Raw genomic sequence first — 12,486 nt, forward strand, 5'->3', positions numbered from 1 at the left:
CCGAGGTCAGGCGTCGGTCGGGTCTGTTCGCTCGCGGGTCCAGTCGTCGGTCGCGTACTTCGCTGCCGCGAGCTCCCGGGCCGCCGCGAGCTCGTCGTCGGTCCACTCGCCGACGGTCGCGCCACACCACGACTGGAGTGCGTCCGCCAGCGTCTCGACCGCCTCATCGCGGCCGATGCCGGCCTGCTCGCGGATGCTCGTCACGCGCTCTCGGAATCTCGCCTCGTCGACCCCCGGGTCGGCGAACACGCCGAGGTGGTCGTCGACGGCGAGGTCGTAGGACAGCGAGCCGTGCTGGATGACGGCGTCCCGGGTGCGGTACTGGGCGTTCCCGGCGATCTTCTTGCCGCCGGCGACCATGTCGTGGGCGGGGTGGAGCGCGCGCAGGTAGCACGCCGGCTCGTGGAGCGCCGGGTACTCCTCGTCGACGAACGCGGCGTCGACGCCCATCTCGTGGAAGGCGTCGAGAATCGGCTCGCAGAGCAGGTCGTAGCACTCCATGAGGTCGCCCGGGAGCTCGTCGGCGGGACCGACGACTGTGTAGGAGATGTCGGCGTGCTCGTCGTGGTAGATGCCGCCGCCGCCAGTCTGTCGGCGCGTCACGTCGACGCCGGCCTCGTCGGCGTCCGTCCAGTCGACGGAGTCGGCAGCCTGCCGGTACCCCATCGAGAGCGTCGACGGCGACCACGTGTACGCCCGAACCGTGCGGGGCCCGCCGTCGGCCGCCGTCTGCGCGGCGACCTCCTCCAGCGCCATCTGCATGGGCCCGCTGCGAGCCTCCTCGCGAATCAGTCGCCACTCCCGGTCGGCAAGAGCCATACCACACGTTTCGCTGCGAGTGGCAAAAGCGGTTCGTCACCCCGCGGCAGCCAGTCGCCGCGGGCAGGTCCGGACGTTCGACCGGGAAACTGCCCTGATTTGGTCCGGGTTATATGTGGGTGTGCCAAGTCATGTCATTCGTATGTCTGGATCAGGCGTGGAGTTCGCGGCGCAGGCATCGCTACTGACCGCACAGTCAGACGTCGTCTCCGCGATACGGGACGACGCCCTGCTGAACTCGTCGCTGTGGGTGAACGTCGCGCTCGCCGGCGTCGCCGTCCTGCTGTTCGTGTACATGGGCCGGAACGTCAGGGGCGGCCGCGCGCGGCTCATCTGGGGGGCGACGCTGATGATTCCCCTCGTGTCGATATCGAGCTACCTCGGCCTGCTGTCGGGGCTCACTGTCGGCTTCCTCCAGATGCCGGCCGGACACCCTCTCGCCGGCGAGGAAGTGCTCAGCCAGTGGGGCCGGTACCTCACGTGGGCGCTGTCGACACCGATGATACTGCTCGCACTCGGCCTGCTCGCCGACGTGGACCGTGGGAGCCTGTTCACCGTCATCGCGGCGGACATCGGAATGTGCGTGACCGGGCTGGCGGCAGCGATGACGACGTCCTCGCTGCTGTTCCGGTGGGCGTTCTACCTCGTCAGCTGTGCGTTCTTCGTGGTCGTCCTGTACGCCCTCCTGACGGAGTGGACGGCAGCCGCCGAAGACGCGGGGACTGCCGAGATTTTCCAGACACTGCGCGTGCTCACCGTCGTGCTCTGGCTCGGCTACCCCATCATCTGGGCCGTCGGCGTCGAGGGGCTGGCGCTCGTCGAGTCCGTCGGCCTGACGTCGTGGGCGTACTCGCTGCTGGACATCTTCGCGAAGTACGTGTTCGCGTTCCTGCTGTTGCAGTGGGTCGCGGACAACGAGCGGACGGTGGCGTCGGCAGGCAGCACACTCGGCGCCGCACCCGGCGACGACTAGCGGGTGGAGGGTGCCCCGCACTCGGGCCGGTCGGTCGAGCGCTAGACCGACTGGCCGACGGCTCATCTCGCGCGAGAACAGCCGGCCAGCAGCGCGACGAGCATGTTGGATGCCGCGACCACCCGGTAGCTGACTGACGGCTGCTGTGACGACGCCCCTAGTGGAAACAGCTGGCAATCACTTCCTCGACAGTTCGCTCGCGGGAGACGCCGACGGGCCAGTGACACCTGCGCCTGCGACGAGCACCGGCCAGCAGGCCGGCCAGTTCGCGGCCGCGGCGGTGAATCCCGTATTTGCGCCGGCTCGGCGCGGCTTCCTCCCCGTCTACCCGCGGCGTGGGTTGGGGCATCCCCAGTTTCTATATCGCGCATTAGGATTTATCAGGGATTCGCAGTGGTCACAGAATCGGCGCTGCAATCGCCAGACCGGTGGAATGCGGCCGAACCCACGTTTCTTTAAGTCGGGGTGGTTGTCTCGGCTGGGGCGGGTGAGTGCCCCTCCACGGGGCTTATACCCGACGGCCGACTACGCTCGGGCGAATGGTGCGGAACGTCGCCGACGAAATCGCGGACCTCGACCCGGAGGACTTCCACCTGCTGTCGGGCGTCGAGCACGGGATGCGGTTCTCGGAGTGGGTGAGCCGGGAGAAACTCCCGGAGTTCGCGCGACTCACGCCAGAGGAGGTGGACTACCGACTCGAGCGGATGCTCGACAGGGAGTTCCTCGAGCGCAAGACCATCCAGTACGAGGGCGTCCAGCTCACGTTCGCGGGCTACGACGTACTCGCGCTGCACGCGTTCGCCGAACGGGACACCGTCGAAGGGTTCGGTTCGCCGCTCGGCGTCGGCAAGGAGAGCGACGTCTACGAGGTGCAGTCGTTCCGGCCGATGGCGCTAAAGTTCCACCGCGAGGGCTACACGCAGTTCCGGGAAGTCCACCGGGGCCGGGACTACACGAGCGAGAAGGAACACACGTCCTGGCAGTACACCGCGCGCAAGGCCGCCGAACGCGAGTACGACGCACTGGAGACACTGTACCCCACGGTGAACGTGCCGCGGCCGGTCGACCACAACCGCCACGCCATCGTTATGGAGAAAGTCGACGGCACTGAGCTCTCGAAGGCGAAACTGGAGCCGGCGCAGGCCAGCGGCGTCCTCGATCTGATTCTGCGGGAGGTGGCTACCGCCTACCGCGAGGGGTACGTGCACGCGGACGTCAGCGAGTACAACGTCTTCGTGAACGAGGACGGCGTGGTGCTGTTCGACTGGCCGCAGGCGACGCCGGCCGACCACGAGAACGCGCGCGAGCTGCTGGACCGCGACGTCGAGAACATCGTGCGGTACTTCCAGCAGAAGTACCCAAGCGACGTCCCGGACGTCGACCTCACCGCCGTCGCCGACGCGGTCGCGAGCGGCGAGTTCGGCAGCGTCGACGACTACTGACCTCGTCCTGTGGGCTCGGTGACGGCGTAGCGACTGCTCCGCGTCGCTTCGATATACCGTATGTCGCGATAGTAAACAAGTCGGTGTGAGGGTTTTCCGGCTGGAGTGCGACGCTGTCGTATGAGCGACGCGGAGCGCTGTGACGACGACAGCGACGAGAGCGCCAGCGGAGACGACGGGTGCGCTCGGGTCGTCGTCGAGCACGGCGAGGACACCACGGAGATCGCTGCGACGGCGGGCGAACCGCTCAGGGACGCACTGCTCGCGGCCGGGCTGTCGCCGTACTCGACGGTGACGGCGCGCGCGAACTGCGGCGGCCGCGGGCTGTGTGCCACCTGCGGCGTGCGACTGCGCGACAGCCGCGAGCCCGAGCACTGGCACGACCGGCTGGCTGCCCGGTTCGGGTACCCGCGGCTGTCCTGCCAGCTGTCGGTCGAGGACGGCATGGTCGTCGAGTTGCTCCCCGAGAAGCGCGTGTGGGGCGGCCGCGAGTGAGGGCCGCGACACAGCTACCCACGCGCATTTATATCGTGGGCCCGGTAACGTCGGGCTAACTCGGGGGACTTCACGCATGGAACGCACTGCTGCGGCGACCGTCGCCCTCCTGCTCGTCGTCGCCGGCGTCGCCGCGACACCGCTGGCTGCCGCCGACCCGAACGACGAGTCGGCGTCGTTCGGTAACGACGGCTACGTGACGGTCGTGCGCGGGGACGACGTCGACATCTCGGTGAGCCACTCGACGAACGCCAACCTGACCATCGGGAGTCAGTCCGACGGCTTCGAGGTGCGCGTGCCACTCGGCGGGTCGGGGACAGACACGGTGACCCTGCAGACGTACAACACGACGTCTGCGGACCCCACCGACTTCCTCTCGGTCGGGAGCGCCGAGCTCGTGAGTTCCCCGATCGACCAGTCGCTCGAACCCGGGAAGTACCGGCTGTCGGTGACCATCGACGGCGTCGAGCAGGCCGCCGGGACGCTGGAAGTCCTGCCGCGCGGTGAGACCACGGGGACGGCTGGCATCGCGCCCGACGACCTCGACTTCGAGGAGCAGGACGTCGGGGGCGTCCTCGGCAGCGTCAGCGACCGGGACACCGTCGCGCGCGACGACTACGCCGCCGTCGTGGTGAACGAGAGCGGGCTGGGGTGGGCTCTGCCGGAGTCCAGCACCGACGCCCGGCTGGACAGCGCGATCGAGGCGGAAGTCGTCGAGATCGACCCCGAGCCGAACACCGTCGCGGAGACGTACTCTGGCGGCGAGGTCCACGTCGTCTCTGACGTTGGCGAGTCCGACGAGTTCGCCGTGTTCTGGGACGCCGACGTGGCGCCACACCGGAACTCGAACAACACCTACGAGTTCCGGGTGACGCTGACTTCGTCGAGCAATCTGGTCGAGGAAGACGAGGTTCTCGTGCGCGAGCGCGTGACAGTTGTCAGGCCGGACGTCGAGCTGTCGGCGAGCCCGTCGTTCGCGCTGGCGCCGTGGGACGACCGGCAGTTGCGCGTGGAGGGGCAGACAAACCTCGCGCCGCAGACGACACTGGACGTTCGGGCGCTCCAGGAGACTCCACAGGCGAAGCTCTGGCGCAACGTCGTCGAGGTCGGGGCGGACGGGTCGTTCACCACGGACTTCTCGTTCTCGACGGCGGCGGTGCCCAGCGAGTTCCCGCTGTGGGTGCTGAACTACCGGGGCGAAAGCGAGGAGACCGTCGAGCTCACGGAGGCGGAGGGGTCGCTGTCGTTCGCCGACCAGCAGGTCGACCAGGGGGCGGTGACTGTGGAGAACGTCTCGCTGTCCCACGGCGGGTTCGTGGAAGTGGTCCGGTCGAACAACAGCAGCACGCTCGGGGTGTCCAGACAGCTCGGCGTCGGTGACCACGGGAACGTGAGCGTGCCGCTCGTGGACCGCCTCGGCAACGAGACGGTGCTGACGGCGAGGGCCGTGGCGGACGCGAACCGCAACGGGACACTCGACGACAGCGACGCGGCGTACCGGGTCGACGGAGCAGTCGTCGAGGCGAACGCGACCGTGAGTCCGGAGCCCGAACCCGCGAACGACACCACGACGGTGACGAACGAGACGACCACGGAGCCGGGCAACGAGACGGCGGCGCCGACGACCACGCAGCGGAGCCTCGACACGGAGGAGTCGGTGCCGCTGACGCCGAATCAGGCCGGTGGGGGAGGGTCCGCTGGTGGAACGATGCCGCTATCGCCGGTGCTGGTCGCGGTGGCGCTGGCGGCGGCCGCGGTGCTCGCGGGGCGACAGTGACCCCGGCAGTTTATGTACAGCGGGTGTGCTCCTTGCAGGTGAACGACCGCTGCATGACCGGACTGGTGCGACACACGGGGGCGGGTCGGTGATGTTCGAGGAGATGCCCGAGTCGTCGTTCCCCGAGTTCCTCGCGGACTTCTGGGGCGAGAAGGGCTGGGACACGTCGGTGACCGCCAACGACGACGGCACGTACCTGGTCGCCGGGGACAAGGACAGCGGCACGCGCGGCCTCATCGGCGTGCGCCCCGACGCCGACACGGAGGTAGACGCCTCCGAGGTCGAGGACTTCGCGGCGTTCTGCGACCGGAAGGGCGTTGACGTGCGCGTGATGGCGACCCGCGGGCGGTTCACGACCGGCGCGCGGAGCGCGGCGGATTCGGCGGACGTCCACCTGCTTGACCCGAACGAGCTGGCGACGTCCGTCCGCGACGAGGGCGCGGAGCACCTCGTCGGCGAGCACGACGGCGGTGGCGACGGCGACGGTGGCGGCGGCCTGCTCGGCCAGTTGCCGGCGCTGCCGGTGTCGGTGCCGGCGGGGGTTCCGGTCGTCCCGATTCTGGTGGCGGCGATGGTGGTGGCGGCCGCCGTGTTCGTCGGGCCGACACTGCTCGGGTCGGTGCCGTTCGTCGGCGGTGGCGGCGGCGACGGTGGCGGCGGTGCGGACGGGCCCACAGTGACGGCGCTGTCGCTGTCCGACGCCAACGAGACGGCGGCGACCGTGCAGTGGGATGCGCGGACGCAGACCGAGCTGGGGAACTACTCGGCGCCCGACGGCCAGACGTTCGTCGTCGTGCAGTTCGAGGCGTCGGCGGCCGGCAACGAGACGGTGGCGCTGCGTGACAGTCACTTCGCGCTGGCGGTCAACGACTCGTTCCGGTCGGTGCAGTCGTTCGAGAACGCCAGCGACTCCTTCCGGTCGACCCAGCTCCCGAAGCCGGTGCCGGGGAACGGGTCGGCGCGCGGCGTCGTCGTGTTCCTGGCGCCCGCCGACTTCGACGGCGCGACGGTCGTCGAGACTTACGAGGGGCCGGGGCTGCGCTTCGAGCGCAGCCACGACCTCGCGTTCGACGTGGAGTAGTTCCGAAGTTCTTAACCCCCGGCGTGGAGTAGCAGTGGATAACTCGCTGGCGGCGGGCTCCAGTGGGCTCCTGAGCACTCAGGACGGGATGTGATTCTCGGGCGACCGAGAATTGAACCACGCAACGCCCGCGGACAAACTATGGCACGAAGCTTCTACTCCCACATCAAGGAAGCCTGGCGGGACCCGGACGACGGGAAGCTCGCCGAGCTGCAGTGGCAGCGCAAGCAGGACTGGCGGAAACAGGGCGCCATCGAGCGCGTCGACCACCCGACTCGGCTGGACAAGGCCCGCGAGCTGGGCTACAAGGCCAAGCAGGGCGTCGTCGTCGTGCGCGTCAGTGTCCGGAAGGGTACCGCCCGGAAGTCCCGTTTCAAGGCGGGCCGCCGGACGAAGCGCCAGGGCGTCAACCGCATCGGTCGCGCGAAGAACCTCCAGCGCATCGCCGAGGAGCGCGCGAGCCGGAAGTACGTGAACCTCCGCACCCTGAACTCCTACTGGGTGGGTGAGGACGGCTCGCAGAAGTGGTTCGAAGTGATTCTGCTGGACCCCGAGCACGGCGCAATCGAGAACGACGACGACCTGAACTGGATCTGCGACGACAGCCACAAGAACCGCGCGTTCCGCGGGAAGACGAGCGCGGGTCGCCGCGGCCGTGGCCTGCAGAACCGCGGGAAGGGCACGGAGAAGGACCGTCCGTCCCAGTCCAGCGGCAAGCGGAAGAAGTAGCATCACGTTCTCCCCGTTTTTGCGCGTCGAGTAGCGGTCGCGCTGGCGTCGGGTGACCGGTCAGGAGTGCCGGCGCCGGCTTCTGGTTGCCGCTAGTATATAATTAACGACCCGCACAGTTTTGTGGGCGGGCGAGAACCGTGTTGGTAGCTGACAATGGCCATAGATTCCAGCTTCGAGGAGAACCGGGAGCGAGTGGACACACACCAGGGCCACGACGTCTGGGGGCCGGTAGAGGAGCCCGAGAAGCTGGGCATCCACGGCACCCACGTCGCGGTCGACTTCGACATCTGCATCGGCGACGGCGCCTGCGTGGAGGACTGTCCCGTCGACGTCTTCGAGTGGGTCGACACCCCCGACCACCCGGAGTCCGAACTGAAAGCCGACCCGGCCAACGAGAGCCAGTGCATCGACTGCATGCTCTGCGTGGACGTCTGTCCGGTCGACGCCATCGACGTTGACGCCGGCCGGGCGGGGAGGGCGTGACGATGCGGACCGTCACCCTCACCAAGGGCGTCCCGGACTTCCGGGAGGGACAGGTGTCCTTCGACGAGGACGGCCACCTCGAGCGCGGGGACACGCCGACCGTGATGAACCCGAACGACGAGCCGGCGCTGCGCGCGTCTCTCCAGGCGAAAGTACGGAACGGCGGCACGGCGAGCGTGATGAGCATGGGGCCGCCGGGGTACGGCGACGTGCTCCGGGAGGCGATGGAGTCGGTGTACGCCGACGACCTCTACCTGCTGTCGGACCGCGAGATGGCGGCCGCGGACACGTGGGCGACCGCCATCACCGTCGCGACGGGCATCCAGAACATGGACGAGGAGCCGGACCTCGTGTTCGCGGGGTTCAAGACCGCCGACGGGGAGACCGGCCACACCGGCCCGCAGACAGCGTGGTGTCTGGACTGGCCGCTGGTCACGCACGTCGTCGCGCTCGACGTCGACACCGAGGCGGGGACGCTGCGCGCCAAGCGCCTCGTCGAAGGCGACGCCGACGAGATCGAGACCGTGGAGGCGCCGCTGCCGGCGTTCGTCGTCACCGACCCCGAGTTCGAGCCGTCGTACCGGCGCGCCGAACACCGCCTGACACACAAGGACCTCCGGGAGGAGACCCGGCAGCGCGCCGGGGAGCACGAGGACCACATGACCGTCTGGGACCACAGCGACCTGAACCTCGACCCCGACTTCATCGGGCTGGACGGCTCGCCGACCATCGTCTCGGGCGTCGACCCGATTCCGAAGGCGCCAGCCGAGCGCGACGCCACGATGGTCGACCCGTCGGACCCGGAGGAGATGGCGGGGGTCGTCGACGAGATGTCGCGGTTCGCGGGGGGTGACTAGCGATGGCGCTTGACCCAGGCGAGTACGACATCTCGGAGCTCGGCCCCGCGATTCAGGACGTCGAGGACGTCGACGAACTCGAGGACATCCTCGAGGCGGAGAAGGCCGGCGAGAACCGGGTCGGTGCGAAACAGCTCGTCGAGTCCCGCATCGAGAAGTTCCGCGAGGACGGCGAGGACGGCGGCGACGGCGACTTCGACCCGACGGAGATGAGCCCCGCCGACATCGCGAACGCGCTCCAGGACGTCGACAGCGTCGACCGTCTCAAAGAGATTCGCGACATGGAGGAGGCGGCCGGGAGTCGGGACAACGTCCTCCGCCTCATCGACAAGCGCGTCGACTCAATCCAGGGCAGCGACGAGGAGACGGTCGTCGACCGGGCGCCGCCCGAGGAGCGCCACCCCGACCTCGACCACCCGACCGCCGACAAGCAGTACGTCGAGGACCTTGAGGACGGCACGTACCGCGACATGTGGGTGTACTGCGAGACGACCGACGGCGAACTGCTGGACGTCTCCCGTGAGATGCTCGGGAAGGCCCGCCGGCTGATGGACGGCTACAACGACGAGTACGGACGGGACGAGCGCGTCGTCGCCGTGCTGCTCGGGGACGGCGTCGCGGACCTCACCGACGAGGTGGTCGAGCTGGGCGCCGACGTCGTCGTCTACCAGGACGACCCCGAACTCGCGCGGTTCCGGCACAAGCCGTACACGGAGCTGTTCGCGGGGATGGCCCGGGCGGGCGGTGCGCTCGGGCGGCAAAGCCGCCCGAGAAACGACGAGGCCGGTGAGACCGGCCTCGCTCTGGACGAGGAGCCCGACGCCGGGGATTCGTCGTGGCGGGACTACGACGAGCCCCGGTACGTGTTGTTCCCGGCGACGGACGACGGCCGGGACCTCTCGGCGCTCGTGCAGGGCGAACTCGACTCCGGGCTGGCGTCGGACTGCTCGGGGCTGTACATCGAGGACACCGTCATCTCGAACCCAGCGAAGACCGGCCGGGAGGGCGACAAACGCGAGTTCGAGGCCGTCCTCCACATGAAGCGCCCGGACTTCTCGGGGTTCGAGTACTCGACCATCCTCTGTCTGGACAACCCCACGCGGGAGTTCCACCCGCAGGGCGCGTCGGTCATCCCGGGGAGCTTCGAGGCGCCGGACCCCGACCCCGCCCGGGAGGGCGAGGCCTACGAGTACGACTTCGCGCTGCCCGAGGACTGGTTTCGGGTCGACGTCACGGAGCACGACGAACTCGACTCTGGCGTGGACCTCACCGGCCACGACGTCGTGGTCGGGCTCGGGCGCGGCATCGGCGACGACCCGACAGCGGGGATGGAGCTCGGCCTCGAACTGGCGGACGCCTTCGAGGACGCCGCGCTCGGCATCACCCGGGGCATCGTCACGTCCTCGTACGACTTCGAGGGGCACGTCGAACAGTACGCCCGCGAGGAGCGCCAGATCGGCGAGACCGGGCAGGTCGTGGAGCCGAAGCTGTACGTCGCGGCGGGCATCAGCGGCGCCATCCAGCACAAGGTCGGCGTCGACGAGGCCGACACCATCGTCGCCGTGAACACGGACCCCGACGCCGACATCCGGGACTTCTCGGACTACTACGTCGAGGGCGACCTCTTCGAGGTGTTGCCGGCGCTGGTCGACGCGCTGGAGTCCGGGGAGCTGGACGAGGCGGCGCTGGCCACCGGAGGTGGTGACGATGACTGAGCACGAGCACTACGAGGCGGTCGTCGTCGGCGCGGGCCCGGGCGGTGCGGCGGCGGCGGCGACGCTGGCGGCCAACGACGTGGAGACGCTCGTCCTCGAGCGCGGCGTCGACGCCGGGTCGAAGAACGTCAGCGGCGGCCTGCTGTTCGCCGAGGAGGACGCGCCCTACACCATCGGCGACCTCTTCCCCGAGTTCCGGGACGCTGCGTCCGAGCGGCCGGTCACGGAGTCGTACATCCACAACGTCGCCGGCGACAAGGTTCACACCATCGACCTCGACCGCGTCCACCACGAGGGGACGGCGTGGTGTGACTCGGTGTTGCGCCGGCGGATGGACTCGTGGCTCGCCGAGCGCGTCCACGAGCTGACCCGGGAGACCGGCGGCGGCCTCCTCACCGAGGTGCGCGCGAACGGCCTCCTCAGAGAGAACGGGGAGATTGTCGGGGTCACGTGTGACGAGCTCGACCCCATCCGTGCGGACGTCGTCGTCGCGGCCGACGGCGTGAACTCGGAGCTGGCGCGGGACGCCGGCCTGATGGACTACGCGGAGCCCGACGAGTACTTCCAGGGCGTGAAGGCCGTCGTCGACCTCCCCGACGGCGCAATCGAGGAGCGCTTCGACGTCCCCGAGGGGAAAGGAGCGTCGCACCTGTTCGCCGGCGACCTCTTCGACGGCGTGCGCGGCGGCGGCTTCCTCTACACGAACGAGGACACGCTCTCCATCGGCACGGTGTTCCATCTGGACTCGCTGGCCGAGGAGCGCGCCGAGCCCCACGAGCTGCTGGACAGCCTGCTGACGCACCCGCTGCTGGCGCAGTGGGTCGACGGCGACGACGACGAGGTGGAGTACTCGGCGAAGCTCGTGCCGGACTCGAAGCGCGCCGCCCACCCGTCGCCCCACGAGGACCGGCTGTTGCTGGTGGGGGACGCCGCCGGCCAGATGCAGGCGCAGGGCCCCATCATCAAGGGCATGAACCACGCCGTGTCCGCCGGCGGGCTGGCCGCCGAGGCGTTCGTGGAGTCCCGCACGCGCGGGAACGTGACCGCCGGGGAGCTCTACGAGCAGAAGCTCCACAGAGAGGGCGTGATGGACGACCTCCGGCCGACGCGCTACCGGGCGTCCAGCGCCGTCACCGAGCACGACGCCGTCGAGCGGCTGACCGACGCCGTCGTGGACTCGCCGCTCGGCCGGGTCGGGCTGCGCGCGCTGGAGGGGACCGTCCAGCGGCTGTTCAACTCGCCGTTCGTACTCGGGACGATTCCCGACACGAAAACCTCCTACGTGACGATTCCGCGAGTCCTCGCCGAAGAGCTCGGCGAGCGGATCGAGGGCGAGTCGGACGTGGAGCCGCCGAGTCTGGCCGACCGCATCGGCGACCTGACCTACGACACGGACATCGGCAACCCCCACATCGAGGTGGTCGACGAGTCGTACGAGGCCAGCGGCACGGCGGTGACGGCGTGTCCGGTGAGCGCCGAGGGCTTCGGCGGCGGCTGCTACCGCTCGGAGACCGTCCAGTCTAACGGCGACGAGGAGCGCGTCGTGAGCCTCGACACGCAGCCCTGCGTGGAGTGTGGAACGTGTGCGGTCGTCGCGGAGACCGACTGGGAGCACCCCCGAGGCGGGAAGGGCGTGGAGTTCAGGGAGGGCTGATGACCGCAGACCCGGAGCGCAGCGGCGAGCCGGCCGGGAAGACGGACCCGGAGTCGGCCGACCGGTCGGCGCACTGGGAGCGCGTGCGGCGGCTGGCGTCGCGCGCGCGGCGCGACCGGGAGTGTTTCGACCCGCCGGCGGACCCGCCTGACGAGGAGCGCGCGATGACGTACCTCCGGGAGGGCGTCGGCCCCGCCATCTCCGTCTACGTGGAGGGACGGACTGGCGGGAGTCTGGCGGCGTTCAGCGAGGTGGAGGTGTCGCTGCTGGAGGACGCCGTCTGCACGTGGCTGGCGCTGTACGCGCGCTGCTACGGGGTCGAGCGCGACGTCGACGTCTCGATCCGGCAGGCCGCGGAGCTGCTGGTGGACACGCGGAACGTCGCCGACGTCGCGGCGGTGCTGACGCGCGTCCCGGACGACGACAGCGGGGCACGGTAACACGTGACAAAAGACTAA

Annotated in this window: 12 protein-coding genes; 11 read left to right on the top strand and 1 reads right to left on the bottom strand. The window is 69.3% G+C overall.

Going from position 1 to position 12,486, the window contains the following annotated elements:
* Positions 1 to 6: 6 nt before the first annotated feature.
* Positions 7 to 819, bottom strand: a complete 813-nt coding sequence (locus LT971_RS09060; protein WP_237006601.1) for a lipoate--protein ligase family protein — start codon at positions 817 to 819, stop codon at positions 7 to 9.
* Positions 820 to 961: 142 nt separating this feature from the next.
* On the opposite strand from LT971_RS09060, the gene LT971_RS09065 reads away from it, so the two are divergent.
* The 11 genes from LT971_RS09065 (at position 962) to LT971_RS09115 (ending at position 12,468) form a co-directional block, all read left to right on the top strand.
* The gene (locus LT971_RS09065) at positions 962 to 1,792 is read left to right on the top strand and encodes a bacteriorhodopsin (RefSeq protein ID WP_237006602.1); all 831 of its coding nucleotides are present in this window, start codon (positions 962 to 964) and stop codon (positions 1,790 to 1,792) included.
* A 539-nt stretch (positions 1,793 to 2,331) separates the two neighbouring features.
* The gene (locus LT971_RS09070) at positions 2,332 to 3,234 is read left to right on the top strand and encodes a serine/threonine-protein kinase RIO2 (protein ID WP_237006603.1); all 903 of its coding nucleotides are present in this window, start codon (positions 2,332 to 2,334) and stop codon (positions 3,232 to 3,234) included.
* A gap of 120 nt (positions 3,235 to 3,354) precedes the next feature.
* Entirely contained in the window at positions 3,355 to 3,729 is a 375-nt protein-coding gene (locus LT971_RS09075) for a 2Fe-2S iron-sulfur cluster-binding protein (RefSeq protein ID WP_237006604.1), read from the top strand.
* Positions 3,730 to 3,805: 76 nt separating this feature from the next.
* The gene (locus LT971_RS09080; protein WP_237006605.1) at positions 3,806 to 5,506 is read left to right on the top strand and encodes a DUF7282 domain-containing protein; all 1,701 of its coding nucleotides are present in this window, start codon (positions 3,806 to 3,808) and stop codon (positions 5,504 to 5,506) included.
* 91 nt (positions 5,507 to 5,597) lie between these two features.
* The gene (locus LT971_RS09085) at positions 5,598 to 6,587 is read left to right on the top strand and encodes a restriction endonuclease (RefSeq protein WP_237006606.1); all 990 of its coding nucleotides are present in this window, start codon (positions 5,598 to 5,600) and stop codon (positions 6,585 to 6,587) included.
* Positions 6,588 to 6,728: 141 nt separating this feature from the next.
* A complete protein-coding gene (locus LT971_RS09090; protein ID WP_237006607.1) occupies positions 6,729 to 7,316 on the top strand; it encodes a 50S ribosomal protein L15e in 588 nt (195 codons plus the stop codon).
* Positions 7,317 to 7,472: 156 nt separating this feature from the next.
* Positions 7,473 to 7,802, top strand: coding sequence for a 4Fe-4S dicluster domain-containing protein (locus LT971_RS09095; RefSeq protein WP_237006608.1), 330 nt, complete (start codon positions 7,473 to 7,475; stop codon positions 7,800 to 7,802).
* A 2-nt stretch (positions 7,803 to 7,804) separates the two neighbouring features.
* A complete protein-coding gene (locus tag LT971_RS09100) occupies positions 7,805 to 8,659 on the top strand; it encodes an electron transfer flavoprotein subunit beta/FixA family protein (RefSeq protein WP_237006609.1) in 855 nt (284 codons plus the stop codon).
* Between the two features lie 2 nt (positions 8,660 to 8,661).
* Positions 8,662 to 10,374, top strand: coding sequence for an electron transfer flavoprotein subunit alpha/FixB family protein (locus tag LT971_RS09105; RefSeq protein WP_237006610.1), 1,713 nt, complete (start codon positions 8,662 to 8,664; stop codon positions 10,372 to 10,374).
* A complete protein-coding gene (locus LT971_RS09110) occupies positions 10,367 to 12,028 on the top strand; it encodes an FAD-dependent monooxygenase (RefSeq protein WP_237006611.1) in 1,662 nt (553 codons plus the stop codon). The genes LT971_RS09105 and LT971_RS09110 overlap by 8 nt, the downstream gene beginning before the upstream one ends.
* Positions 12,028 to 12,468, top strand: a complete 441-nt coding sequence (locus tag LT971_RS09115; protein ID WP_237006612.1) for a DUF8055 family protein — start codon at positions 12,028 to 12,030, stop codon at positions 12,466 to 12,468. The genes LT971_RS09110 and LT971_RS09115 overlap by 1 nt, the downstream gene beginning before the upstream one ends.
* The last annotated feature ends 18 nt before the right edge of the window (positions 12,469 to 12,486 follow it).

This window comes from Halobacterium rubrum (genome assembly GCF_021729015.1).
Classification (GTDB): Archaea; Halobacteriota; Halobacteria; order Halobacteriales; family Halobacteriaceae; genus Halobacterium; species Halobacterium rubrum.

Coding starts and splice junctions, on each gene's coding strand:
- LT971_RS09060 (WP_237006601.1), bottom strand. CDS start 819: ATGGCTCTTGCCGACCGGGAGTGGCGACTGATTCGCGAGGAGGCTCGC.
- LT971_RS09065 (WP_237006602.1), top strand. CDS start 962: ATGTCTGGATCAGGCGTGGAGTTCGCGGCGCAGGCATCGCTACTGACC.
- LT971_RS09070 (WP_237006603.1), top strand. CDS start 2,332: ATGGTGCGGAACGTCGCCGACGAAATCGCGGACCTCGACCCGGAGGAC.
- LT971_RS09075 (WP_237006604.1), top strand. CDS start 3,355: ATGAGCGACGCGGAGCGCTGTGACGACGACAGCGACGAGAGCGCCAGC.
- LT971_RS09080 (WP_237006605.1), top strand. CDS start 3,806: ATGGAACGCACTGCTGCGGCGACCGTCGCCCTCCTGCTCGTCGTCGCC.
- LT971_RS09085 (WP_237006606.1), top strand. CDS start 5,598: ATGTTCGAGGAGATGCCCGAGTCGTCGTTCCCCGAGTTCCTCGCGGAC.
- LT971_RS09090 (WP_237006607.1), top strand. CDS start 6,729: ATGGCACGAAGCTTCTACTCCCACATCAAGGAAGCCTGGCGGGACCCG.
- LT971_RS09095 (WP_237006608.1), top strand. CDS start 7,473: ATGGCCATAGATTCCAGCTTCGAGGAGAACCGGGAGCGAGTGGACACA.
- LT971_RS09100 (WP_237006609.1), top strand. CDS start 7,805: ATGCGGACCGTCACCCTCACCAAGGGCGTCCCGGACTTCCGGGAGGGA.
- LT971_RS09105 (WP_237006610.1), top strand. CDS start 8,662: ATGGCGCTTGACCCAGGCGAGTACGACATCTCGGAGCTCGGCCCCGCG.
- LT971_RS09110 (WP_237006611.1), top strand. CDS start 10,367: ATGACTGAGCACGAGCACTACGAGGCGGTCGTCGTCGGCGCGGGCCCG.
- LT971_RS09115 (WP_237006612.1), top strand. CDS start 12,028: ATGACCGCAGACCCGGAGCGCAGCGGCGAGCCGGCCGGGAAGACGGAC.